Annotated in this window: 19 protein-coding genes; 5 read left to right on the top strand and 14 right to left on the bottom strand. The window is 67.4% G+C overall.

All coding sequences use genetic code 11. The annotated features are described in order from the left end of the window. Nucleotides 1-68: 68 nt before the first annotated feature. From speD to aspS, 4 genes are all read right to left on the bottom strand, one after another. Complete coding sequence (gene speD / locus HW532_RS19755; protein WP_213162099.1) at nt 69-551, bottom strand: adenosylmethionine decarboxylase; 483 nt, start codon at nt 549-551, stop codon at nt 69-71. A 208-nt stretch (nt 552-759) separates the two neighbouring features. Continuing rightward, the gene (locus tag HW532_RS19750) at nt 760-3066 is read right to left on the bottom strand and encodes an NADP-dependent malic enzyme (RefSeq protein WP_213162098.1); all 2307 of its coding nucleotides are present in this window, start codon (nt 3064-3066) and stop codon (nt 760-762) included. Between the two features lie 173 nt (nt 3067-3239). Further along, entirely contained in the window at nt 3240-4283 is a 1044-nt protein-coding gene (locus HW532_RS19745; protein WP_213162097.1) for a glycosyltransferase family 2 protein, read from the bottom strand. An 87-nt stretch (nt 4284-4370) separates the two neighbouring features. Then, complete coding sequence (gene aspS, locus HW532_RS19740) at nt 4371-6143, bottom strand: aspartate--tRNA ligase (protein ID WP_213164665.1); 1773 nt, start codon at nt 6141-6143, stop codon at nt 4371-4373. Between the two features lie 269 nt (nt 6144-6412). Here aspS and HW532_RS19735 point away from each other — a divergent pair, with 269 nt between their 5' ends. Next, on the top strand, nt 6413-7705 hold the full coding sequence (locus tag HW532_RS19735; protein ID WP_213162096.1) for an MFS transporter: 1293 nt from the start codon (nt 6413-6415) through the stop codon (nt 7703-7705). A gap of 40 nt (nt 7706-7745) precedes the next feature. Then, the gene (gene rnd / locus HW532_RS19730) at nt 7746-8924 is read left to right on the top strand and encodes a ribonuclease D (RefSeq protein ID WP_213162095.1); all 1179 of its coding nucleotides are present in this window, start codon (nt 7746-7748) and stop codon (nt 8922-8924) included. Nucleotides 8925-9002: 78 nt separating this feature from the next. Here the strand turns inward: rnd and ppx are convergent, their stop codons facing one another. From ppx to HW532_RS19715, 3 genes are all read right to left on the bottom strand, one after another. After that, on the bottom strand, nt 9003-10520 hold the full coding sequence (gene ppx, locus HW532_RS19725; protein WP_246479325.1) for an exopolyphosphatase: 1518 nt from the start codon (nt 10518-10520) through the stop codon (nt 9003-9005). Beyond that, complete coding sequence (locus tag HW532_RS19720; RefSeq protein WP_213162094.1) at nt 10521-12839, bottom strand: RNA degradosome polyphosphate kinase; 2319 nt, start codon at nt 12837-12839, stop codon at nt 10521-10523. It lies immediately after the preceding gene. Nucleotides 12840-12927: 88 nt separating this feature from the next. Then, entirely contained in the window at nt 12928-15021 is a 2094-nt protein-coding gene (locus HW532_RS19715) for a molybdopterin-containing oxidoreductase family protein (protein WP_213162093.1), read from the bottom strand. A 171-nt stretch (nt 15022-15192) separates the two neighbouring features. Here HW532_RS19715 and HW532_RS19710 point away from each other — a divergent pair, with 171 nt between their 5' ends. Further along, on the top strand, nt 15193-16395 hold the full coding sequence (locus HW532_RS19710) for a lytic murein transglycosylase (RefSeq protein ID WP_213162092.1): 1203 nt from the start codon (nt 15193-15195) through the stop codon (nt 16393-16395). A gap of 130 nt (nt 16396-16525) precedes the next feature. Here the strand turns inward: HW532_RS19710 and ndk are convergent, their stop codons facing one another. Continuing rightward, nucleotides 16526-16948: a nucleoside-diphosphate kinase gene (gene ndk / locus HW532_RS19705; RefSeq protein WP_213162091.1), complete on the bottom strand. Its 423-nt coding sequence runs from the start codon at nt 16946-16948 to the stop codon at nt 16526-16528. Between the two features lie 162 nt (nt 16949-17110). Between ndk and HW532_RS19700 the strand changes: the two genes are divergently transcribed. Continuing rightward, nucleotides 17111-19069 carry an ABC-F family ATP-binding cassette domain-containing protein gene (locus HW532_RS19700; protein ID WP_213162090.1) on the top strand — a complete coding sequence of 653 codons (1959 nt, stop codon included), beginning with the start codon at nt 17111-17113 and terminating at the stop codon, nt 19067-19069. Nucleotides 19070-19237: 168 nt separating this feature from the next. Here the strand turns inward: HW532_RS19700 and HW532_RS19695 are convergent, their stop codons facing one another. Continuing rightward, a complete protein-coding gene (locus HW532_RS19695; RefSeq protein ID WP_213162089.1) occupies nt 19238-19939 on the bottom strand; it encodes an SDR family NAD(P)-dependent oxidoreductase in 702 nt (233 codons plus the stop codon). 160 nt (nt 19940-20099) lie between these two features. Between HW532_RS19695 and HW532_RS19690 the strand changes: the two genes are divergently transcribed. Further along, nucleotides 20100-20918, top strand: coding sequence for a crotonase/enoyl-CoA hydratase family protein (locus HW532_RS19690; protein ID WP_213162088.1), 819 nt, complete (start codon nt 20100-20102; stop codon nt 20916-20918). A 31-nt stretch (nt 20919-20949) separates the two neighbouring features. Here the strand turns inward: HW532_RS19690 and HW532_RS22270 are convergent, their stop codons facing one another. From HW532_RS22270 to HW532_RS19665, 5 genes are all read right to left on the bottom strand, one after another. Further along, nucleotides 20950-21135, bottom strand: coding sequence for a DUF1737 domain-containing protein (locus HW532_RS22270; RefSeq protein ID WP_246479324.1), 186 nt, complete (start codon nt 21133-21135; stop codon nt 20950-20952). A gap of 31 nt (nt 21136-21166) precedes the next feature. Continuing rightward, the gene (locus HW532_RS19680) at nt 21167-21616 is read right to left on the bottom strand and encodes a DNA polymerase III subunit chi (protein WP_213164662.1); all 450 of its coding nucleotides are present in this window, start codon (nt 21614-21616) and stop codon (nt 21167-21169) included. Nucleotides 21617-21744: 128 nt separating this feature from the next. Next, complete coding sequence (locus HW532_RS19675; RefSeq protein WP_213162087.1) at nt 21745-23385, bottom strand: BCCT family transporter; 1641 nt, start codon at nt 23383-23385, stop codon at nt 21745-21747. A 98-nt stretch (nt 23386-23483) separates the two neighbouring features. Next, nucleotides 23484-23897, bottom strand: coding sequence for a universal stress protein (locus HW532_RS19670; RefSeq protein ID WP_213162086.1), 414 nt, complete (start codon nt 23895-23897; stop codon nt 23484-23486). A gap of 499 nt (nt 23898-24396) precedes the next feature. Further along, on the bottom strand, nt 24397-25899 hold the full coding sequence (locus tag HW532_RS19665) for a leucyl aminopeptidase (RefSeq protein WP_213162085.1): 1503 nt from the start codon (nt 25897-25899) through the stop codon (nt 24397-24399). Between the last annotated feature and the right edge of the window lie 79 nt (nt 25900-25978).

The following is a 25978-nucleotide window of genomic DNA, read 5'->3' as shown; positions in this document are numbered from 1 at the left end:
CGGGTCCGGGACGGTTCGGGCGGCACCGTCGGCACCGCCCTCCCCCTGTTCGGTCGGATCGCGCCCGGTCACGCTCCGCGGCCGCGCAGGACTTCCTTCACGCGGACCTTGCGGGGCCCGAACGATTGCCTGAGCACATCCACGCAGCGCTCCGGCTTGGCATCGCCGCACATGAACACGTCGAGCGCCGCGTAGCCGCGCTCCGGCCATGTGTGGATGGAAATATGGCTTTCCGCCAGCACCGCCACGCCACTCACGCCGCTATTGGGCGTGAAGTGATGCAGATGGATATGCAACAGCGTTGCACCGGCCGTCTCCACGCAGTCGCGCAGAGCCCGGTCGATATGGTCGATATCGTCGATCTTCTCGGCGCCGATCAGATCGATGATCAGATGGGTCCCCGCACAGGAGACTCCGTTCTTGCTGATAAAGTGGTCCTTCCGCCCCTCCAGCTCGTCGGAGCCTTCGGATTGGTATGTGTAATCTTCCGTTTGGGCGGTGCTTGGAGCCTCCAAGTCCATCCCCAATTGGAAGAGGGCCTCTGTGGTCATGGCAACCTCCCCAACCAGTAGATGAAACCCAGGGGGTCTGGATTTGAGGGCCGGCATATACCGGCCCATTGCGTCACAATCAAGACATTCCTGACGGCCCCGCGACGATTTTTTCGATGGCCGTCCCGAAAGGGGCGGATCGCCGCGCCGCTCGTGCCTTGCCGCTTGCAGATGGTGCGTCGATTCGCGCCGTGCAAGGGCGTGGGCATCAGGCCGTCTCGCCGCTCTCCGTGCCGGCCCGGCGCTGCGCCTCGATGACCGACAGCGCCGTCATGTTGACCACGCCGCGCGCCGTTACGGAGGGCGTCAGGATATGGGCGGGCTTGGCAGCGCCGATGAGGATCGGACCGACGGGCAGCGCATCGGCCATGGACTTGATCAGCTCGTAGGAGATGTTGGCCGCATCGAGATTCGGCATGATGAGCACATTGGCCTCGCCCCTGAGCCTGGAGTGCGGGAAGATGCGCATTCTCAGCGCCTCGTCGAGGGCCGCATCGCCGTGCATCTCGCCCTCCGCCTCCAGGTCCGGCGCGCGCATGCGCAGGATCTCCAGCGCCTTGCGCATCTTGCAGGCGCTGTCGGAATCGGCGCTGCCGAAGCTCGAATGCGACAGGAGCGCGACCTTGGGCTCCATGCCGAAATTGCGCACCTGGTCGGCGGCGAGCACGGTCATCTCCGCGATCTCCTCCGCGCACGGATCGGCTGAGACATAGGTGTCGGCGAGGAAGTAGCTGCCCTTCGACAGGATCACGAGGCTCAGCGCGGAGAAATCCTCCACCCCTGGCGCAAGGCCGATCACGTCGCGGATATCGTCGAGATGCCAGTCGAACCGGCCCTCGAGCCCGCAGATCATGGCGTCGGCCTCGCCGCGATAAAGCGCCAGCGCGCCGATCACGGTGGTGTTGGTGCGCACGACGGTCCGCGCGAGATCGGGCGTGATGCCGCGCCGGCAGGTGCGCTCCAGATAGCTGTCGACATATTGCCGGTAGCGCGGATCGTCCTCCGGATTGATGAGGTCGAAATCCTCGCCCGGGCGGATGGAGAGCCCGTAGCGCTCCAGCCGGACGTTCACCACGTCGGGCCGGCCGATGAGCGTGGGCTTGGCGATGCCCTCCTCGATGACCACCTGGGCGGCGCGCAGGATGCGCTCGTCCTCGCCTTCGGCATAGATCACGCGCCGGGGCGCCTGGCGCGCCTTGGCGAAGACCGGCTTCATCACGAAGCCCGAGCGGAAGACGAAGCGGTTCAGCCGCTCGTCATAGGCGTCGAAATCCTCGATCGGCCGGCGCGCCACGCCGGTTTCCATGGCCGCGCGCGCGACCGCCGGGGCGATGCGCAGGATGAGCCGGGGATCGAAGGGCGTGGGGATCAGATAGTCCGGGCCGAAGGTGCGCACCTCGCCGCCATAGGCCCGTTCCGCCACGTCGGAGGACGCCTCGTGGGCGAGCTCGGCGATGGCACGCACGGCGGCGAGCTTCATCTCCTCGTTGATCGCGGTGGCGCCGACATCGAGCGCGCCGCGGAAGATATAGGGGAAGCACAGGACGTTGTTGACCTGGTTGGGGTAATCCGACCGGCCGGTGCAGATCATCGCCTCGGGCGAGGCCTCGCGCGCCTCGTCGGGCATGATCTCCGGCGTCGGATTGGCGAGCGCCATGATCAGCGGGCGCTCGGCCATGCGCTTCACCATCTCCGGCTTCAGCACGCCGCCGGCAGACACGCCGAGGAAGATGTCGGCGCCCTCGACGATCTCGCCGAGCGAGCGCTTGTCGGTCTTCTGGGCATAGGCCGCCATCCAGCGGTTCATGCCCTTCTCGCGCCCCTCATAGACCACGCCGTCGATATCGCTGACCCAAATATTCTCGTGCTTGACGCCGAGCGAGACGAGAAGGTTCAGGCAGGCGATGGCGGCAGCCCCCGCGCCCGACGCCGCGACCTTCACGTCTTCGAGCTTCTTGCCGGCAAGCAGCATGGCGTTGGTAACCGCCGCGCCGACGATGATGGCGGTGCCGTGCTGGTCGTCATGGAAGACGGGGATGCCCATGCGTTCCTTGAGGCGGGTCTCCACCTCGAAGCATTCCGGCGCCTTCACGTCCTCCAGATTGATGCCGCCGAAGGTCGGTTCCAGCGCGGCCACCACATCGCAGAAATGGTCGACATCGCGCGAGGCAACCTCGATGTCGAAGACGTCGATTCCGGAGAACTTCTTGAAGAGCACCGCCTTGCCCTCCATGACCGGCTTGGCAGCGAGCGGCCCGATATTGCCGAGGCCCAGAACGGCCGTCCCGTCGGAGATGACCGCGACCAGATTGCTGCGCGAGGTGAGCTCGGCGGCATCGTCGGGGTTCTCCACGATGGCATCGCAGGCCGCCGCCACGCCCGGCGAATAGGCGAGCGCCAGATCGTGCTGGTTGCTCAAGGGCTTGGTCGAGGCGATCTCGATCTTCCCCGGCCGGTTCTGGCGATGATAGGCGAGAGCGTGCGTCCTCAGATCGTCTGATATGCGTGCTGGCATTGTCGAGCGTAAGCCCCTTTGGAGATCCCGGATTGACGTCTGGACCCGCGGGCGGTGCACGCGGATCCCGGGCACCCTACTTCGCCGCGCGCCCTCCCGCCAGAGGCAGCCGCCCCGCATTTTGACACGTCCGGCCCGTGCGCAAGGCCGGCGCGGGCCGTCCTGAAATCGCGCTAGCGCCGCCACGCAATGGACGGCATCAGCCCCGCGGCCACGAGATCGTGCGAGCTCTCGTAGCGGATGCTGTGCTCATGGGCGAGCGTGAGGCCGGGGTCGGCCTCGCTCAGGTCGAGAAGCAGCCGCTCTTCGGGCGCACCGCCCTCGCGCTCGTCGCGGACGACGGCGGCGAAGGCCCGGTCGGCGAGGTCCTCCATGAAGCGGAACCGCAACAGGCAGCCGCGCATCGCGCCGACATTGCACCATACGGGCGTCGCCTCCTGCGGGCTGCGATAGAGCGTGCGCCCCGTCCATCTCACGAAAGGCGTGCGCGCGAGCACGGGCTGCGCGGTTCCCCCCGACAGCCGCTCGAAAGGCCCGCCGCGATAGACCAGCCACCGCCGGCTGGCCTTGCGGTCCATCGTATAGTCGCCGTCGAACAACGGGCAGGCCTCGAGAAGGCGTCCGCCGCGCTCCACATAGGTCGAGCGCACCGGCCCCTCGCCATACATGTCCACCGCAAGCGCCGGCATGGCCGGGATGCGCCAGCGCTCCAGCCGCTCCGCGAGCGCGTGGAGGTCGTGCCCCTCGCAGCCATCGTAGACGAACAGCTCGTCCGCCGAGATCGCGAGATACCACCGCCCGAGCCCCGTCAGACGGATCGCCGCCATGGCCCAGACGACATCGTCGCGGTCCGGCTCCCCGTCCTCCACGACATAGACCTCCACATCCGGCTCGCCGAGCGCGATGGCGCGGGTGTCGTCGCGCGATCCGTTGTCGACGAGGACGAAGCGGTCGACGCCCAGGTCCCGGTGATGGCGGAAGATATCGGGAAGCCGTCTTGCCGCGTCGCGCACGACCATCACGGCGACGATGTCGCGCGCGACGAGATCGGGCATGCGCCGGGTGCGTTTCAGGGCGCGCGCGGCCTGGGAGACCTTGTGCCGCGTCCAGGCATCGCGCAACGCGCCGATGAACGGCAGCGCCCCCTGACGCGGCGGCCGCTCCGCCCGTTCCGGCCCGATGCCGGCGAGCCCGTCATTCCACGCTGCCTCGGACACCGCAAATACCCCCAACTGCCCAGGCGATGAAGGCAGTCGCCGGTTGACAAAGCGTTAAGCGCGGGCGTCCGCCGGTCCCGGTCGCGCTCAGCTCTCCGGCAGGGACAGCCGGATGGAGAGCTCGCGCAGCTGCTTCGCCGACACCTCCGACGGCGCGCCCATGAGCAGGTCTTCTGCCTGCTGGTTCATGGGGAACAGCGTCACCTCGCGCAGGTTCTTCGCGCCGCACAGCAGCATCACGATCCGGTCGATGCCGGCGGCCATGCCGCCATGGGGCGGCGCGCCATACTGGAAGGCGCGGTAGAGGGCGCCGAAGCGCTCCTCCAGCACCGTCTCGCCATAGCCGGCGATGGCGAAGGCGCGCTTCATGATCTCCGGCTCGTGGTTGCGGATGGCCCCCGAGGCGATCTCGTAGCCATTGCAGACGATGTCGTACTGATAGGCCTTCAGATCGAGCGGATTGCCGTTCTCGAGCGCCTCGAGCCCGCCCTGCGGCATGGAGAAGGGGTTGTGGGAGAAGTCGACCTTCTCCTCCTCCTCGTCCCACTCATACATCGGGAAGTCGACGATCCAGGCGAGCTCGAACCGGTCCTCGTCCACGAGCCCCAGATCCTCGCCGGCCTTCTGGCGCGCCTTGCCCGCGAAATCGGCGAACTTGCGCGGATCGCCCGCGACGAAGAACACCGCGTCGCCGTCGCCGAGCCCGAGTCCGTCGCGGATGGCGGCGGTCCGTTCCGGACCGATGTTCTTCGCGATCGGGCCCGCGCCCTCGCCGTCGCGGAAGAAGATGTAGCCGAGCCCCGGCTGGCCCTCGCCCTGCGCCCAGGAGTTCATGCGGTCGCAGAAGGCGCGGCTGCCGCCGCCCTTGGCCGGGATCGCCCAGACCTCGGTCTTCGGGTCGGCCTCGATCATGCCGGCGAAGACCTTGAAGCCGGAACCCGCGAACTGCTCCGTCACCTCGCTCATGACGATGGGGTTGCGCAGGTCCGGCTTGTCGGAGCCGTATTTGCGGATCGCCTCGGCGTAAGGGATGCGCGGCATCGTCTCCGTCACCGGCCGGCCTTGCGCGAATTCCTCGAACAGGCCGCGAATGACCGGTTCCGTGGCGGAGAACACGTCCTCCTGCTCCACGAAGCTCATCTCCACGTCGAGCTGGTAGAACTCGCCCGGCAGCCGGTCGGCGCGCGGATCCTCGTCGCGGAAGCAGGGCGCGATCTGGAAGTAGCGGTCGAAGCCCGACATCATGATGAGCTGCTTGAACTGCTGGGGCGCCTGCGGCAGCGCGTAGAACGAGCCCGGATGGAGCCTGGAGGGCACCAGGAAGTCGCGCGCGCCCTCCGGCGACGAAGCCGTCAGGATCGGCGTCTGGAACTCCATGAAGCCGCTCTCGACCATGCGCCGGCGCATGGAGGAAATAATCTCGCCGCGCCTGACGATGTTGCGGTGGAGCGTCTCGCGGCGCAGGTCGATGAAGCGGTAGCGCAGCCGCGTGTCCTCCGGATAGTCGGGCTCGCCGAAGACCGGCATCGGCAGCTCGCGCGAGCGGCCGAGCACCTCCAGCTCACGCACGAACAGCTCCACATGGCCTGTCGGCAGGCCCGGATTGACCGTCTCGTCCGTCCTGAGCTTCACCTCGCCGTCGATGCGCACCACCCATTCGGCACGCACCTCCTCCACGGCGGCGAAGGCCGGGGAATCCGGATCGGCGACGCACTGGGTCAGCCCGAAATGGTCGCGCAGGTCGATGAACAGGAGCCCGCCATGGTCGCGCACACGATGCACCCAGCCGGAAAGCCGGACGGTCTCGCCCACATTGGCCTCGCGCAGTTCGCCGCATGAATGTGTCCGATAGCGGTGCATGCCACTCATCACTTCGTTCTTCTTCGTCCGGAGATTGATCGCTGTCCAAAACCGCCCCGAGACGACAGGGAACGGGCAGCGCCGCCCATGCCGTCAGGCACGGCGCGGAAGAGCGCATGCGAGGCCCCGTTTGTCAAGACGGCAGGCCCCGAAATGCCCCCGACCCGCGCGCATGCGGCCACAACCGGCTTGCCTTGTCGCACCAAATCGGGTTGTGCTGGACCATCGATCCGCAAAAGGGGCTCCCCCGTTCAGCTTTCCAAGGCGTCATGATCGCGCTCGGCCCGCTTCTCCCCCTGTTCGCCGCCGCCGGCATCCTGCTCGCGGGCAACGGGCTTCAGGGCACCTTCATCACGCTGCGCGCGGCGATGGAGGGGTTTCCGCCCTGGGCCATCGGCCTCATGGGCACGACCTACTATGCGGGCTTCATCACCGCCTGCATCTACGGGCCGCGCCTCATCAAGGCGGTCGGCCATATCCGTGTTTTCGCCGCGCTGGCCGCCCTCGCCGCGGCGGGCACGCTGGCGCTGGTCCTCATCGTCGACGCCTATGCCTGGATGGCGATCCGCTATCTGATGGGCTTCTGCTTCGCCGGCCTGTTCACCGTGGTGGAAAGCTGGCTCAACGAGAATGCCCGCAACCAGGATCGCGGGCGGCTGCTCAGCGTCTACCGGCTGGTCGACCTCGGCGCGGTGACCGGCGGGCAGTTCCTGCTGCCGGTCTATGGCGCGGGCGGGTTCGCGCTGTTCGCGATCACCGCCATCATGTTCTGCATCTCGCTCGTTCCCGTCTCGCTGTCCAACCGGTCGCGGCCGAAGGCGCCGGAGAGCTTCCGCTTCGATCTCGGCGCCATATGGCGCATCGCGCCGCTCGCCTGCATCGGCTGCTTCACCATCGGGCTCACCAACAGCGCCTTCCGCCTGATCGGCCCGCTCTATGCGGAGAAGATCGGGCTCGACGTGACAGGCGTGGCGCTGTTCATGAGCGCCGGCATCGTGGGCGGAGCGACGCTGCAATTCCCCTTCGGCCTCCTGTCGGACCGGGCGAGCCGGCGCGTCGCGCTCGGCGTGGCGACGGCGGGCGCGACCTTCGCCGGCCTGTTCCTGAGCCTCGTCGCCGACGGGTCGCCCGCGCTCACCTATGCCGGCGCGCTCCTGTTCGGCGCCTTCGCCATGCCGCTCTACTCGCTGTCGGCCGCCCACGCCAACGACCGCGCCGAGCCCGGGCAGTATGTGCTCATCGCGGCGGGGCTCATGTTCTTCTTCTCGCTCGGCGCCATGGCCGGGCCATCCATCGCCTCGCTGGTGATCGAACTGTTTGGCGCGCGCGCCCTATTCCTCTATACAAGTGTGGTGCACGGCCTGCTCGTCGTGGTCACGCTGTGGCGCATCGCAACCAGGCCGGGCGTTCCGGCCCAGCGGCGCACGCGGTTCGTGACGCTGCTGCGGACCTCCCCGATGATTTTCAGGCTTGCACGCAGGGCCAACCACAACCGGTCGGGGCATAAACGCGACGGGAGAAAGCAGGCCACGATGGGCGCCGCGCCGGAACGCGATGCTTGAACTTCGGCGGGACTCACCTCATCTTGTGCACTGAACGCTCATGAACATCATTACAAATACAGAACAACTCGATATCGTCTGCGCGGAACTGGCGCGCGAGCCCTTTGTCGCTGTCGACACGGAGTTCATGCGCGAGACGACCTATTGGCCCAATCTCTGCCTGATCCAGATGGCCGGCGAGAGCCACGAGGTGATCGTCGACCCGCTCGCCGACGGCATCGATCTCGGCCCCTTCTTCCGACTGATGGCGGATGAGGGCGTGGTCAAGGTCTTCCATTCCGCCCGCCAGGACCTGGAGATCGTCTATCAGCGCGGCGACGTGATCCCGGCACCGCTCTTCGACACGCAGATCGCCGCCATGGTCTGCGGCTTCGGCGAGCAGATCGGCTACGAGAACATCGTGCGCAAGCTGGCCGGCGCGCAGATCGACAAGACCTCCCGTTTCACCGACTGGAGCCGGCGGCCGCTGAGCGACAAGCAGCTCAAATACGCCATTTCCGACGTGACGCATCTGCGCACCGTCTACAGGAAGCTGAAGACGGAGCTCGAGCAGTCCGGCCGCGCTCCCTGGCTGAAGGAGGAGATGGCCACCCTCACCTCGCCCGACACCTACCGCGCCGAACCCGCCGAGGCCTGGCGGCGGCTGAAGTTCCGTGCCCGCAACAAGAAGGCGCTCGGCGTCTTCATCGAGGTCGCCGCATGGCGCGAGCGCGAGGCGCAGGAGCGCAACGTGCCGCGCAACCGCATCCTCAAGGACGACGCGCTGTCGGAGATCGCGGTGCATGCCCCGGCGGATGCCGCATCCCTTCGCCAGCTTCGCGCCGTGCCGCGCGGCTTCGCCGACAGCCGCCATGCCGACCGGCTTATCAGGGCCATCGAGGAGGGCCGCGCGCGCGATCCCTCCAGCCTGCCGGACGTCGCCGACGACCGGGGGGGCCCGCGCGAGAATGTCGGCGTGCTCGGCGATGTGCTGAAGCTCGCCCTCAAGGTCGTGTGCGAGCGCGAGGGCGTCGCCGCCAAGATCATCGCGTCGGCAGCCGAGCTTGAGATGCTCGCCGCCGACGACAACGCCGATATCCCCGCGCTGAAGGGCTGGCGCCGCCAGCTCTTCGGGGAGACCGCGCTCGCCCTCAAGCACGGCAAGCTCGCCATCGTCATCGACGGCAAGCGCCCGCGGATCGTCGCGCGCGACGAGACCTATGCGGAGGCCGCGGAGTAGCGGCCTTCCATAACGCGCCCCCACCACTCTTCCCGGTTCGAAAAGATCACGCAGGCAGGCCGCCCGCGCTGTGCAGCCTCAGTCCGCGATCTTGATCTGCGGTGTCTTGCCGGCAAGCAGGGCGAGCTCGGAGAAGCGGCGGTCGACGCGCTCGCCGAGCAGGTCCTCCAGATCCTTCGGCATCGACAGGGTCAGCGTCTTGCCGCTGATGTCGAGGCCGATGCGCGGCAGCATGCCCGACATGGCGCCGGATAACAGATAGGCGAGCCGCTGGGCGGACGAGATGAGGCGCGCGCGCGAGATCATCTCGTCGTCGATCAGCCGGATGAACTCCGACGGCGCCTTCTCGCCGAGCGGGCCCACATGGCGGAAGAAGACGGTGAGCGCGAGGAAGATGCGCTCGGGATGGCTGACGCCGACGAAGGAGCCCTGCGAGACGATGGTCATCGCGCGCTCGCCGCGATAGTTCGGATGGGTGCGCCAGCCGATATCGGCGAGCAGGCAGGCGGCATGGCGAAGCTGGCTCTGGCGCGCGTCCTCCTTCAGGCCGCTCTTCTCGAAGAGCTGGTCCGTCCAGTCGCACAGCTCGAACTCGTGGTCGACGGAGCGGGCATAGCGCCGGGCAAAGTCCACGCAGGCGACGATCAACGGATCGCGCTTGCGCTTGCGCTTGTCGAGCTTGGCGAAGAGCAGCCCCTCGCGCAGGCCGAGCGCGGAAACGATCATGCTGTGCGACTTGGTGCGCTTCAGCAGGCGGTCGAGCACGAGCGCGCCATAGGGCAGCGTTTCCGCCCGGCTCTTCTGGATCACCGGAATGTCGCGGATCGTCTCCGGCGACAGCCCCGCCACGAGGCTTGCAAGGCTGCGCGCGGCGGCCCGCGGGATCCGGTAGTGGTGCAGGATATGGAGCGGATAATGCGTCTGCGCCATATGGAGCCGGGCGAGATTGCGCCATGTGCCGCCGACGGCATAGAAGGGCCGGCCCTTGAGCTTCTGAAGGACGGGCAGGTCGGCGAACATCTCGTCGACCATGGTGCGCGCCTTGTCGATCGAGCCGCCCGACAGGTCCATGAGCCTCAGCGGCCCGAGCGGAACGGTGACGGGCTTCTTGAACTCTCCGTCCTTGACCTCGATGAGCTCCAGGCTGCCGCCGCCGAGATCGCCGATCAGCCCGTCCGCATCCGGAATACCGGAGACGACGCCGCGCGCGGCAAGCTCCGCCTCCTTGCGCCCCGACAGGAGCAGGATCTTGCGGCCGAGGGTTTCCTCGGCCCGCTTGACGAAATCGGCGCCGTTCTCCGCTTCCCGCGCAGCCGCCGTCGCGGCCGCATAGACGCGGGTCACGCCGATCTGCTCGGCAAGCGCCCGAAACCGGCGCAGCGCCCTCAGCGCCCGGTCGACCGATTCGTCCGACAAACGCCCCGTGGAGGCCACGCCACGGCCCAGCCCGCACAGGATCTTTTCGTTGAAGATGGGCGCCGGCGCACGGTTCGGCCCGTCATAGACGACCAGCCGCACGGAGTTCGAGCCGATATCGACGATGGCGACCGGCTCGTATCGCGGGCGCTCCACCCCGCTCCGCGTCTTTCGCTTCACTTATTCTCCGCCCTGAACTGCCCTTGCATGCTGCGATATGCGGTCGGATAGCGCGGGCGGCAGACTATCCTGCAGCGAGCTGCCCCGTCCAGAGAGGCTTGGGTTGGTCATGAAATATTCGTGGGCATTGAAGGGCTCGTCCTCCGGCCCCGGCACGATGCGCCGCGACGAGCCGTCGGGCAGGAGCTCCCAGCTCTGCTGGTTGTCCTTCAGATTGGCCACCATGATCTGGTCGAGCACCTGCTGGTGGACGGTCGGATTGTGGATGGGAACCAGCGTCTCCACGCGGCGGTGCAGGTTGCGCGGCATCCAGTCGGCCGACGAGATATAGACGCGCGCCTTGCGCGACGGCAGCCCCTCGCCCGCGCCGAAGCAGACGATTCGCGAATGCTCCAGGAACCGGCCGACGATGCTCTTCACCCGGATGTTCTCCGACAATCCCTTCACGCCCGGCCTCAGGCAGCAGATGCCGCGCACGATGAGGTCGATCTGGACACCCTCCTGGCTTGCCCGATAGAGCTCGTCGATGATTTCCGGGTCGACCAGGGAGTTGAGCTTCGCCCAGATCTGCGCCGGGCGCCCGGCCCTGGCATGCGCGATCTCCTCCTCGATATGCTCGATCAGCCGCTTGTGGAGGTTGATCGGGGAGATGGCGAGGTTCTCCAGATCGGAGGGCGGCGCATAGCCCGACACATAATTGAACACACAGGCCGCATCGTGGCAGAGCGCCGGCTCGCAGGTGAAGAAGGAGAGGTCGGTATAGATTTTCGCCGTGATCGGATGATAGTTGCCGGTGCCGTAATGGACATAGGTCTTGAGCCCCTGCCCCTCGCGACGCACCACCATGGAGACCTTGGCGTGGGTCTTCAGCTCGATGAAGCCGAAGATGACCTGCGCGCCGGCGCGCTCCAGATCGCGCGCCCACTGGATATTGGCCTCCTCGTCGAAGCGCGCCTTGAGCTCCACGATGGCGGTGACCGACTTGCCCGCTTCCGCAGCCTTCTCCAGCGCGGCGACGATGGGCGAGCCCGGCGAGGTCCGGTAGAGGGTCTGCTTGATCGCGATGACGTCGGGGTCCTTGGCCGCCTGGCGCAGGAACTGCACCACCACGTCGAAGGACTCATAGGGGTGATGGACGATGATGTCCTTCTCCCGGATCGCGGCGAAACAATCCCCGCCATGGTCGCGGATACGCTCCGGGAAGCGTGGATTATACGGCACGAACTTGAGGTCCGGCCGCTCGTCCAGGATGAGCTGGGAGGTGTCGGCATAGCCCACGAGGCCGTCGCACAGCACGACGTTGTCGCCACTCACCTGCAATTCCTCGGCGATGAAGTCGCGCAGGCGCGCCGGCATGGCGGAATCGATCTCCAGCCGGATCACGGTGCCCCGGCGGCGGCGCTTGAGCGCGCTCTCGAACACGCGCACGAGGTCCTCCGCCTCCTCCTCGATCTCGATATCGGAATCGCGGATGACGCGGAACACGCCCTGGCCGAGGATCTCGTAGCCGGGGAACAGGCGCGTGATGAACACGCTCAGCATATTCTCCAGCCGGATGCAGCGCATCACGCCCGGCTCGTCCTCGCCCGCCTCGCCGGAGGGCACACGCACGAAGCGCGCCAGCATTGGCGGGATCGGGATCAGCGCGTTCATCACATCGCCGTCGCTCGTCCGCCGGAGCCTCAGCGCGAAGGTCTGCCCCTTGTTCGGGATGAACGGGAAGGGATGGGCGGGATCGATGGCGATCGGGGTGAGAACCGGGAAGATCTGCTCCAGGAAGTGTCGCTCCAGCCAGCCGAGATCCGCCTTGGAGAGCGTGTTGGCATCGACCAGGACGATGCCGGCCTCGGCGAGCTCGGCGCGCAGTTTCAGCCATTCGCGGTCCTGCTGGCGCATCAGGTCCTGGGCGAGCGCGCGCACCCCTTCGAGCTGCTCGGCCGCCGTCAGCCCGTCCTGGCTGATCTGCTCCACGCCGGCGCGGATCTGGCCGATCAGGCCCGCCACGCGCACCATGAAGAACTCGTCGAGATTGTTGGCCGAGATCGACAGGAAGCGCAGCCGCTCCAACAGCGGGTGGTGCATGTTGCGCGCTTCCTCCAGCACCCGCTTGTTGAAGCCGAGCCAGGAAATCTCGCGATTGATGAAGCGCTCCGGGCTGTCCGGGGAGACGGTGGCCGGCGCCCGTCCGCGCCGGCGCGTCCGCGGCGCGGGCGCCGTCTCGCGGACAGTGGCGATCTCGCCTGCCTCGACCGCCTCGCCGGTCGCGGCGCCGTTGTCGTTTCCGACCGTCTCGGTCTCTTTGGTCTGCTTTGCGCGCATGACAGGGCCTCCACCTTCCTCGCCGGATAATAGCCCTGTGTGACGGCACGATGAAGGCCGCCGCGGCCGGGCGCCGTTCCGGGCCGCCTCAGGCCGGCCGGATCCACACGCGGTTGTCGTGGAACGCCGCACCGCCGGAGGGCGCCGGCTGGTCGGTGCCGGTCAGCGTATTGATGCCCTGCCCGTCCTCGTGAGCCTCGTTCGGCCAGATCGACTCCGCGATGACCACGCCGCGCTTGATACCGGCGAAGGCCTGCGCGTGGATCGTGACCGTGCCCCGCGCATTGCCGATCCGGAGCTTCTGGCCGTCCTGCGCGCCCAGCGCCTCCAGATCGTCCGGATGGACGAGCAGCGAGGGCCGCTTCTCGCGCGACAACGAGGTCGGCGTCTCGTTGAAGGTGGAGTTGAGGAAATTGCGCGCCGGGCTCGTCGCCAGGCGGAAGGGGTGGGCCTCGTCGGCCTCCTCGATCACCGCCCAGTGATCCGGCATCTCAGGAATGGTGTCGAACGGGCCGAAATGGCGCCTGTGGTTCGGCCGGAAATAATAGCTTTCCCAGTCCGGCCTGAAGCGGAAGCGCCCGTCGGGATGCTTGAAGCCGTCGACATAGTGGGCCCGGTCGAAGTCGGGCTGGCAGTCGATCCAGCGCTTTTCCTCCAGCGCCTCCAGCGTGCCCCAGCCGGACGCCTGCAGGGTCTCGTCGATCAGCTCGCGCGGGGTCATGGCGAAACCGCGATGCTCCGCACCGACGCGGTCTGCCAGCCCGCAGATCACATCGTGGTTGGACAGGCACGCGCCCGGCGCCTCCACGAGCTTCGGACCGAACAGGATGTGCTGCTGGCCGCCGGCCTGGTAGACGTCGTCATGCTCCAGGAACATGGTGGCCGGCAGCACGATATCGGCCATGGCCGCCGTCTCCGTCATGAACTGCTCGTGCACGCACACGAACAGGTCGTCGCGCGCGAAGCCCCGCTTCACGAGCGTCTGGTCGGGCGCGACGGAGACGGGATTGGTGTTCTGGATCAGCATGGCCGCGACCGGCGGTCCGCCCTCCAGGTCGTAGGGGTCGCCGTTGAGCGCCGGGCCGACGCGAATCTGGTCGATCATGCGTACGTTGTCGTCGCGCCTGTCGAGCCCTTCGATCAGCTCCTTGTTCCAGTGGAAGATCGAGCCGTTATTGTGGAACGCGCCGCCGCCCTCGTGGAGCCAGGCGCCGATGACGGTGGGAATGCAGGTCACCGCATGCATGTTGACCGCGCCGTTGCGCGAGCGCGTGAAGCCGTAGCCCGCGCGGATATAGCTGCGCGGAGTTGAGCCGATGGCCGTGGCGAAGGCTTCGATCTCCTCCACCGTGAGCCCGGTGATCGCGGCGGCCCATTCGGGCGTCCTCGTCTTGAGATGCTGCTCGAATTCCTTCGGGCAATCGGCGTATTTCTCGAGGTAATCCCGGTTGGCATGGCCGTCGCGGAAGAGCACGTGCATCACCGCGCAGGCGAGCGCCCCGTCGGTACCCGGGCGGATGACGAGGCCGATATCGGCCTGCTTCATGGTGGCCGTCTCGTAGACATCGACCACGGCGATCTTCGCGCCGCGCTCCTTTCGCGCGCGGATCGCGTGGGTCATGACGTTGACCTGGGTGTGCACCGGGTTGGTGCCCCAGATGACCACCAGATCCGATTTCGCCATCTCGCGCGGATCCGGCCCGTAGAGCCGGCCGGTGCCGACGATGAAGCCCGGCCAGGCGAGCGCGGTGCAGATCGTGTCGTACATCCCCGAATAGCGCTTGGCATGGCGCAGCCGGTGGATGCCGTCGCGCATGACGAGGCCCATCGTGCCGGCATAGTAATAGGGCCACACCGCTTCGGGTCCGTAGCGCGCCTCCGCCTTCAGGAAGGCCTCGGCGACCTCGTCGAGCGCGTCGCCGACGGAAATCTCCTGCCACGCGCCGTCGCCCTTCGCGCCCTTGCGCTTCAGCGCCTTCGTCAGCCGGTCGGGGTGGTGGATACGCTCCGCATAGCGCGCGACCTTGGCGCAGATCACGCCCGCAGTGTAGCTGTTGTCCGCCGCGCCGCGCACCCGGCCGACAGTGTTCTCGTCGAGAAGCTCCACCTCCAGCGCACATGTCGACGGGCAGTCATGCGGGCAGGCGGAATAACCGGTGGCGATTTCCTGGCGGACATTCATGGTGCGCTCATCCCTGTCATTGTTACCCAGTCATACCGCAACTGGCGCCTGTTGTAGAGGGCATGACCGGCGGTTCCGTCTGCCGGGACCGGAGATCCGGCCGGCCTTGAACGCCGCCGGAAGCGCTGGCACAGTGGCCCGCGGTTTCAATCATCAGGCGAGTCGACGACGATGCGGCAGACGGGAACGGGTTTGGCGGGGGCTGCGATTGTCCTGGCGGCGGTGCTGGCGGGCGGGTCCGCCCATGCGGCATGCCAGAATACGGGCAGCTTCGACCGCTGGCTTCAGGGCTTCAAGCAGGAGGCGGCGGCCTCCGGCATCTCCCAGCGCACCATCGCCAATGCGCTGAACGGCGTGACGCTCGACCCGAAGGTCATCGCCGCGGACCGCCGGCAGGGCGTGTTCGCGCAGACCTTCCTCGAATTCTCCGGGCGCATGGTCAACAACTACCGGCTGACCCACGGCCGGCGGAACCTCAAGAAATACGGCTCCACATTCTCGCGCATCGAAAGGCAATACGGCGTTCCGGGGCCGGTCATCACCGCCTTCTGGGCGCTGGAGACCGATTTCGGCGCCAATATGGGCAATACCTCGACGCTGCGGTCGCTGGCCACGCTCGCCTATGACTGCCGGCGGCCGGAGGAGTTCCGCCCGCAGCTCATGGCCGCGCTCAGGATCGTCCAGCGCGGCGACCTCACCCCGCGCGAGATGATCAGCCCCTGGGCCGGCGAGCTCGGCCAGACGCAGTTCCTGCCGACGGTCTACGACCAGTATGCGGTGGATTACGACGGCAACGGCCGGCGCGATCTCATCCGCAGCGTGCCGGACGTTCTGGCCTCGACCGCGAACTACCTCAAGGCGCTCGGCTGGCGCGCCGGCGAGCCGTGGCTGGAGGAGGTGCGCGTGCCCTCCAACCTGCCGTGGGACCAGGCCGATATCGCGATCAAGCATCCGCGTTCGCAATGGGCCCGTTGGGGCGTGACGCGGGCCAACGGCCAGCGGCTCTCCAATGACGGCCTGCCCGCCTCGCTGCTGCTTCCCATGGGGCGCAACGGGCCGGCCTTCCTCGCCTACCGCAATTTCGACACCTATCTGGAATGGAACCAGTCGCTCGTCTACTCCACGACGGCGGCCTATCTCGCGACAAGGCTCGCCGGCGCGCCGCGTGTTCATCCCGGCGGCAAGGTTGCCTCGCTGAACGTCGCGCAGGTGAAGGAGCTGCAGAGGCTGCTCAAGCGCGCCGGCTACGATGTCGGCGGTGTGGACGGCATTATCGGCGAGCGGACACGCCAGGCGGTGAAGGCGGTGCAGGCCCGGCTCGGCCTGCCGGCCGATTCCTACCCGACGGCGGAGCTCCTGTCCCGCCTGAGATAGGGGATTTTCCTGCCGGTCGGGGGAGCGGGCCGGCGCGGTTTCAATCGGACAGAATGGCACATGCGCCGAAAACGAAAATGCCCGGGCGCGGGGCCCGGGCATTCGAGAGGTCGCAAATCGCGGCTGGCGGTCAGCCGACGATCTCGTCGGCCTTGAAGCACATGGCGATTTCCTTCTCCGCATTCTCCGAGCTGTCGGAGCCGTGGACGGAGTTGCGCTCGATATTCTCCGCAAACGCCTTGCGGATCGTGCCTTCGGCGGCATCGGCCGGGTTGGTCGCGCCCATCACCTCGCGGTTCTTCGCCACGGCGTCCTCGCCCTCCAGCACCTGCAGCACGATCGGGCCGGAGGTCATGAAGGCGACGAGGTCGTTGAAGAAGGGGCGCTCCTTGTGCACGGCGTAGAAGGCCTCCGCGTCCGCCTGGCTCCACTTCACGCGCTTCTGCGCCACGACGCGCAGGCCGGCGCTTTCCAGCTTGTCGACGATCTTGCCGGTGATGTTGCGGGCGGTCGCGTCGGGTTTGATGATCGAGAGGGTACGCTCGGTCGCCATCATGGATGTCCTTAGAGGTTAGACTTGAGGATTGAAGGGTTGCCGCCTTATAGCGGTGCCGCCTTCGGCCATCAAGACGGCGTGTGCGAACCGGGCCGGCGCCCCCCTTCGCGGCGCCGGAGGGCTTGACCGGAGGGAGAATTTCCACCAGATCAAGCCGTCATGCTCCACATCAACGCGCTGACATACCGCATCGAGGGCCGCACCCTCCTCCAGGACGCGACCGCCGCCATCCCCGCAGGCCACCGTGTGGGCCTCGTCGGGCGCAACGGGACGGGCAAGTCCACGCTCCTGAAGATCATCACCGGGGGTCTCGCGCCCGATGCCGGCAGCGTGAGCGTGCCGCGCAATGCACGCATCGGCCAGGTCGCCCAGGAGGCGCCCGGCGGGCCGGAGCCGATTATCGACGTGGTGCTGGCCGCCGACACGGAGCGCACGCGCCTGATGGCGGAGGCGGACACCGCCACCGATCCCCACCGCATCGCGGAGATCCACACCCGGCTTGCCGATATCGACGCCCATTCCGCGCCGGCGCGCGCGGCGACGATCCTCGCCGGCCTCGGCTTTCCCGAGGCGGTGCAGGACCGTCCCTGCTCGTCCTTCTCCGGCGGCTGGCGCATGCGCATCGCGCTGGCCGCGGCCCTGTTCGCCGCACCCGACGTGCTGCTCCTCGACGAGCCGACCAACTATCTCGACCTCGAGGGCACGCTGTGGCTGCAAAGCTATCTGAGGTCCTACCCCTACACGGTCATCATCGTCAGCCACGACCGCGACCTCCTGAACGCCGTGCCGCAGAGCATCCTGCATCTCGACCAGGGCCGGCTGACGCTCTATGCCGGCAATTACGACCGGTTCGAGCGCACCCGCGCGGAGGAGCAGGCGCGTCAGTTGAAGATGAAGAAGCGCCAGGACGACGAGCGCCGGCGCATCCAGTCCTTCGTGGACCGGTTCCGCGCGAAGGCCTCCAAGGCGCGCCAGGCGCAAAGCCGGCTGAAGATGCTGGAGCGCATGCAGCCCGTGACCACCGTGGTGGAGACCGACGTCGCGCCCTTCCACTTCCCCGAGCCGCAACGCGCGCTCAATCCGCCGCTCATCCGCTTCGAGGACGCCGCCGTCGGCTACGAGCCCGGCAAACCCATCCTCAGGGGCCTCGACCTGCGCATCGACCCCGACGACCGGATCGCGCTTCTCGGCTCCAACGGCAACGGCAAGTCGACCTTCGCCAAGCTGATCGCGGGCAAGCTCTCCGTCCAGTCGGGCGCCATGCGCCATCACAAGCGGCTGGAGGTCGGCTATTTCGCGCAGCACCAGGTGGACGCGCTCAATGCCGGCATGACGCCTTACGACTATATCCGTGCCCTGATGGAGGAGGCGACGGAAGCCCAGCGGCGGGCGAAGCTCGGCGCCTTCGGCTTCGGCGAACGCCTCGCCGACAACAGGGTGGAGACCCTGTCGGGCGGCGAGAAGGCGCGCCTCACGCTCATGCTCGCGGCCTTCAAGGGACCGCATATCCTGCTGCTCGACGAGCCCACCAACCATCTCGACATCGACAGCCGGGCGGCCCTCGTCAGGGCGCTGAACGAGTATGAGGGCGCGGTGATCATGATCAGCCACGACCGCCACCTGATCGAGGCCTCCGCCGACCGTCTCTGGCTCGTCGCCGACGGCACGGTCAAGTCGTTCGAGGGCGACCTCGACGACTATACGCGCCTCATTCTCGGCAAGGCGCGCGCCGAGCGCCGGCAGAAGGAGGAGTCATCCCAAGGGGATGGCGCGGACAGCTCGCAGGCCGATTCAACGATTTCGCAGATTGAATCGACGCAGCCCGCCATGAGCGCGCAGGACCGCCGCCGCGCGGGCGCGGAGGCGCGCGCCCGCGTCGCGCCGCTGAAGCGCCGGGTGGAGAGGGTCGAGAAACGCATGGCGAAGATCCGGCGCGAGATCGAGGCGCTCGACGAACGCCTCGCCGATCCGTCGCTCTACGAGACGGCTCCCGAGGATGCCCGCGCCGCCGCCTATGAGCATGGGCGCCTCGCCAAGCAGCTCGAGGATGCGGAGGAGGAGTGGCTGGAGGCCAGCACCGAGCTCGAGGCGGCCCACGAAGAGGCCGTCGCGTCGTAGGACAAAGCCCCCTCACCCTCCCATTGCTTGCACAATGGGCCCCTCCCTCTCCCGCAAGGGGAGAGGGAACGAAGAAAGCGGCCCCAAGAGAACCCTCTCCCCTTGCGGGAGAGGGTGGCGCCAGAGGCGCCGGGTGAGGGGATGCGAGTTTTGTCGCGCCCTCTCCCCTCAGAACCGCTCCACCCAGGGGCGCAGCTCGATCTCCCAGCTCCATGCGGAGCGGTCCTGCTTCAGGAGCGCGACATAGGCCTCCGCAATGGCGTCGGGGGACAGCATGCTGTCGGGCGCGTCGTCCGGCTCCTGGCGGCCCGGATTGCGGATGGACCCGTCGATGACGATGTGGGCGACGTGGATATTGCGGGGATGCAGCTCGCGGGCGAGGCTCTGGGCTAGCCCCCTCAGGGCGAATTTTCCCATGGCGAACGGCGCCGATTGCGCATAGCCCTTCACGCTCGCCGACGCGCCGGTGAACATGATCGTGCCGCCGCCCTTCTCCAGCATGCACCGAGCCGCCTGCCGGGCGACGAGGAAGCCGCCAAAGGCGGTGATCCGCAGCGCCTCCTCGACCTCTGCCGGATCGAGATCGACCACCGCACCCCGCAAGCGCCTGGAGGGGTTGTAGACGACCACGTCCGGCAGCCCGAACCCGCCATCGAGCGCGGCGAACAGGGCCTCCACCTCGTCCGCCCGGGACGCATCGCAGGAAAAGGCGCGCGCGCCGGTCTCCGCGCAGAGGTCGGCGAGGTCGTCGGGATTGCGCGCGGCCAGCGCGGTCTTGATGTCCTCCCTGGCGAAGGCGCGGGCGAGCGAGGCGCTCAGGCCCGCACCGGCGCCGACGATGAGACCGGTTTGAGGGGTTTGGCGAGACATGGGCGGGAACCTCCTGAACCATCGACCGGCCATGCGCCACGGCGCGCAAGGCCCAAGGCAGCGCCCCCTTCGCGCCCCTCCTGCAACGTTGCATCGCCGACCATCCTGCGATGGAGTGGCGGGGCCTGTCCATCGCCACGAAACAGGGAGGTCCGACATCATGACGGTCAGTATCGAGAGGAACGGTCCGGTCTGGACAATCGTCCACTGCCGACCGGAGGCGCGAAATGCCATGGACCCGGAGAGCGCGGACGCGCTGCAGGAGGCGTTTCTCGCCTTCGACGCGGACGACGAGGCGGCGGTCGCCGTGTTCTATGGCGAGGGCGGCGCGTTCTGCGCCGGATGGGACCTCAAATATGCCGGCGATCTTGCCGACGACATGCCGGAGGTGCGCAAGCTGGACTTCCCCTCAGACCGCGCGCCCGGCAATGGCTCCGCCCTGCCCCGCGGCCCCCTGGGCCCGTCGCGCCTCATGCTGTCGAAGCCGGTCATCGGCGCGGTCGCGGGCCCCGCGGTTGCCGGCGGCATGGAGCTCGCCCTGTGGTGCGACGTGCGCATCATGGAGGAGACGGCCTATCTCGGCGTCTATTGCCGGCGCTGGGGCGTGCCCCTGATCGATGGCGGCACGGTGCGTCTGCCGCGCCTGGTGGGCCTGTCGCGCGCCATGGATATCGTACTCACCGGCCGCAAGGTGCCGGCGCGCGAATGTCTCGATATCGGGCTTGCCGCACGCGTCGTGGCGGACGGCACGGTGCGGGAGGAGGCCGAAGCCTATGCCCGCGAGATCGCCCGCTTCCCGCAGATCTGCCTGCGCGCAGACCGCCGCTCCCTGTATCTCCAGCAGGGTCACGAGGTCTGGGACGCGATGGAGCGCGAATGGCGCAACGGCATGGAGGCGCTTGAGCGCGAGGGCCGCCAGGGCGCGGCCCGGTTCGCGGCCGGCAAGGGCCGGCATGGCGATTTCGGGGACATCCGATAGGCAGGAGGGCGAGGCCCGGACCCGGGCGCCCTCAGCCCCCGGCCGTCGCGATATGCGGCAGGATCACGGCCTGCGCGCAGACCACGCGCTCGCCGTCATGGGTCATCGAAGGCGGACCGTAGAGGATGTAGCCGTCCTCGATGGCCCGCGAGACCTTCTCGCAGAAGCTGCGGTCGTCCGGACCGGTCAGGAGCCTGTAGGGCAGTTTCTCGCTCACCGCGTTCTCTCCGTTTCGGCCGCCGGGGCGTTCATGCCTTGCGTTCCCAGCGCCCCGTCTGTGCCTGTTGCCAGTAGGTGACCTCGTAGCCCTTCGCCCGGGCCGCCTTCCATTGCTCGCGCGCCCTGGCGACGGCATCGCCGTCATGGCCGTCGAACAGATAGACCGCGCGGTCGTAGCCGGAAATGTCGTCGGTGTCCGATCCGTCGACGAGGAAGCGGATATTGGCCCCGTTCGGATTGTCCGCCTCTGCCGTCAGCCAGACCGGCTGGAGGGCGGCATTGCCGTCGCGCGCGGCCCCGTGGGGCAGGAACGAATCGTCGCGATAGGTCCACAGGGCGGTCGACAGGGCCTCGATGCGCTCTTCGCTCGCCGCCTGGACAACGGCGCGCCAGCCGCGCTCGAGCGTCTTTTCCAGGAGCGTCGGCAGGACCCGCTCCAGGGGCTGGCGCTCCAGATGATAGAACAGCACCTCGGTCATGGAGGGCATGGAAGCGGCATTCGCCGCCTTCCGTCAAGCTGGCAGTTCGCGTCGCCTGCCGCATACGGGCAGACCCGCCCGTATGCAGGGGCGAGGCGGGGCCTTGGGGCCCCGCCTCTTAGATCCGGCTACTGGTTTTCCGCCGGCACCGTCTTGCCGCGCGGCTCGCTCGCAAGCCCCTTGAGGATGGCGTAGCAACCGAGCAGCAGCACCAAGGTGAAGGGCAGGCCGGTCGAGACCGCCGCCGCCTGCAGCGATCCGAGGCCGCCGCCGAGCAGCAGCGCGATCGCCACGAGCCCCTCGAATATCGCCCAGAACACACGCTGCGGCACGGGCGCATCCACCTTGCCGCCGGCGGTGATCGTGTCGATCACCAGCGACCCGGAGTCCGACGAGGTCACGAAGAACACGATGACCAGCACGATTCCGATGAACGAGGTGATGAAGGCGAGCGGCAGTTGCTCCAGCATGATGAAGAGCTTGAGCTCGAGAGCGGCCTCCGCCACGCCCTGATAGCCGTCGGCGACGATCTGGGTGATCGCCGTGCCGCCGAAAGCCGTCATCCACAGGACGGAGACGACCGACGGGATGATCAGCACGCAGGTGATGAACTCCCGGACCGTACGGCCACGCGAGACACGGGCGATGAACATGCCCACGAAGGGCGACCAGGAGATCCACCACGCCCAGTAGAAGGACGTCCAGCCCTGCGAGAAGTTGGCGTCGGTGCGCCCGAACGGGTTGGCGAGCGCCGGCAGGTATTCCGCATAGGCCAGGAGATTTCCGAAGAAGCCCGTGAGGATCACCAGGGTGGGCCCGACCGCGATCACGAAGAGCAACAGCAGCGCGGCGAGCACCATGTTGATCTCCGACAGACGCTTCACGCCCGCGTCCAGGCCGGCGACCACCGAGATGAGCGCGACGCCCGTGATCCCGGTGATCAGGAAGACCTTGGAGGCATCGCTGACCGGAATGCCGAACAGGAACTCAAGGCCCGCATTGGCCTGCTCCGCGCCGAAGCCCAGCGAGGTCGACAGCCCGAACAGGGTGGCGAAGACGGCCAGCGTGTCGATGACATGGCCGGTCCAGCCCCAGACCCTCTCGCCGAAGATCGGGTAGAAGATCGACCGCACGGTGAGCGGCAGGCCCTTGTTGTAGGCGAACAGCGCGAGCGCGAGCGCAACCACCGCATAGATCGCCCAGGGATGCAGGCCCCAATGGTAGATGGTCGCCGCCATGCCCAGGCGGCGGGCGGCTTCCGCATCGCCGGCCGCGCCGGAAAGCGGTGCCCAACTGTCCGGCGAGCCGGCGCCTTCCGCGAATGACGAGGTGAAATGGGAGATCGGCTCCGACACCCCGTAGAACATGAGCCCGATGCCCATGCCGGCGGCGAACAGCATCGCGAACCAGCCGCTATAGGAATAGTCCGGCGTCGCGTCCTGACCACCCAGCCTGACGCTGCCATAGGGCGAGACGATCAGGAACAGGCACAGCAGCACGAAAATGTCGCCGGCAAGGATGAAGAACCAGTCGAAGTTCGATGTCAGGAACGGCCTGAGCCAGCCGAAGAACTCCGCTGCCTCCGCCCTGAAGATCAGGGTGAAGATCACGAATGCGATGATCGTCAGGCCGGAGATCATGAACACCGGGTTATGGATGTCCATGCCGAACGGGCCGATCTGGGGTTGAACGTTGTCCTGACCGATCTCGTAATCGGTCTCGATGATATCAGCGGCGCCTTCCGGCGCGGGATTTCCTGTGTCAGACATGACAGCTCCGCATGTTTCCCCTTCCAGACCCCGGGTTTCTCAGCGCTGGCGGGCTTTCCCCAACGGGCCCGCGCGGGGTCTCGAGACTGCTTCGGGTCTTAGCGCACCACGAAGACCGACACGTCGGCATGCGAGGCCATATAGCCCGCATTCGACGCGAAGATGTGCTCCGGCAGGCCGGGCGTGTGGGACGCCATGACCACCAGGTCGGCACAGGTCTCCTTCACGGCCTTCATGAGCGTGTCGTCGAGATCGATCGAGGGATCGTGGCTCATCACGGCCTTGGTGGTCGCCTGCACGTCGCGCTTCTGCGCCTCCTCCTTGCCGAACTGCTCGAGCTTTTCGGCAAACTCCCGCGGCGTATGGGCCACGGCCCCGGGCTGCGCCGTAGAAACCCCGACGTAACAGACCGACGCGCCATAGTGCTTTGCCAGATCTGCCGCCGTCTTCAGGGCCTTGTCCAGCCTTTCGACATGCGCCAGATCTACCGGCACCATTATTGTTTGGTACATGGGCACCTCTCCCTTGAGATGTACACAGGACATCGGAGGCCAGACTGGGCACACTATACGCCGCCGGTTCCGTTCCCCTGCCCCGCTCGTAAAACGCATGGTCACGTTAATGCATGTAAATGACTTGGGCTAGGGCATGCCCCAGCACTTTTGTCCTTTGTTCATTGAGGTGTTGACAATCGGAGACGGTCGCCGGCGGCATCTGCCGCATGTTTCCCGGCATGCGGAGCGCCCCGGGTGCTCCGGGCGATGGCGATGTCTGGCTGCGGTCGGCATGTGACGCCACTCCACGACCTCGCTCCTGGATACGGGGCCCGTCGCATGCACGAAACGCCCCTCACCTCCATCACTGTAGACGGGACGGCAAGGCGGCATAGGCTCTCACCGACATTGCAGGAGCCGGGAGCGTCACGAATTTGTCAAAAACGAAGGGCACGGGCGGGCACCCCCCGGAGGGCCGGGCCATCCGGCCGCCCGGGAACGCCCGCCGGCGCGACGACTATTTCTCGTAGTGCTCGGCGACGAGATGGTTAAGCAGCCGAACGCCCCAGCCCGACGCCCAGCTCTGGCTGATCGCGGTCTTGGGACTGTCCATCGCCGTGCCGGCGACGTCGAGATGGGCCCAGGGCGTGTCGTTGACGAAGCGCTGGAGGAACTGGCCGGCGGTGATCGAGCCGGCATTGCGGCCGCCGACATTCTTCATGTCCGCGAAGTCGGAATCGATGAGCTTGTCGTATTCCGGCCCGAGCGGCATGCGCCAGACCTTCTCGCGCGTGGCCGCCCCGGAGGCGAACAGCCGGTCGGCGAGCGCGTCGTTGTTGGAGAACAGACCCGCATGCTCCTTGCCGAGCGCGACGAGGATCGCGCCCGTCAGCGTCGCGAGGTTGACCATGAACTGCGGCTTGAACCGGTCCTGCGCATACCAGAGGATGTCGGCGAGCACCAGCCGGCCCTCCGCATCCGTGTTCTGGATCTCGATGGTCTGGCCGGACATGGAGGTGACGATGTCGCCGGGGCGCTGGGCGTTGCCGTCGGGCATGTTCTCCACAAGGCCGATGACGCCCACCGCGTTGACCTTGGCCTTGCGCGCGGCGAGCGCATGCATGAGGCCCGTCACGCAGGCCGCACCGCCCATGTCGCCCTTCATGTCCTGCATGCCGCCCGCGGGCTTGATGGAGATGCCGCCCGTATCGAAGGTCACGCCCTTGCCGATGAAGGCGACGGGCTTGTCCTTCTTCTTGCCGCCATTCCACATCATCACCGCGACGCGGGACTCGTTGGCCGAACCCTGGCCGACGGCGAGCAGGGCGCGCATGCCGAGCTTCTCAAGCTGCTTGGGCTCGAGGATCTCCACCTCCACGCCGAGCTTCTCCAGCGCCTTGGCCTGCTTGGCGAAGGCGACGGGGTCGAGCACATTCGCCGGCTCGTTCACGAGGTCGCGGGCAAGCGCCACGCCGCCGCCGATGGCGTCGAGCGGCGCGAAGGCCTTCCTGGCCGCCGCCACGGTGGCCGCGGTCATCACGGTCAGGGCCTTCGGCGGAGTCTTCCTCGCTCCCTTCTCCCTGGTCGCCTTGGACTTGTACTTGTCGAAGCTGTAGCTGCGCAGAAGCGCGCCGGAGGCGATGAGGGCCGCGGCCTCCTCCGCCTTCACGGCATCGCCGGTATCGATGTCGACGGCGATGGCGGCATCCTTGGCGGTCCCGGACGCCACGGCACCCATGGCCGCCCCGCCGATCATTTCCAGATCGGCCGCGGCGAGCTCGCCCGGCTTGCCGGCGCCGACCACGACGATCCGGTCGAGCTTCAGCCCGGCCGGCGCGACGATGTCGAGCACCTTCTCGCGCTTGCCCTCGAAGCCTGCCGCCTTCATCGCCCGCGCGATCTGGCCGTCGGTCGCCCTGTCGATCTCAGTTGCAAAGGGCCCGAGCTTGCCCCCCTCGCCGGCGAGAAGGACGAGGACACCGGAGGTCGGCGGAGCCGGCCTTGCGAACTTGATCTTCATGGCATGGTTTCCTTGCAGCTTGAACTCGTTGCGAACGGTGTGACGAGGGATGCAACCGGACTGTCTTCCCCCAATGGTT

Origin of the sequence: Kaustia mangrovi (assembly GCF_015482775.1) — a bacterium.
Lineage (GTDB): Bacteria > Pseudomonadota > Alphaproteobacteria > Rhizobiales > Im1 > Kaustia > Kaustia mangrovi.
This window is presented reverse-complemented; position numbering and strand designations above follow the sequence as displayed.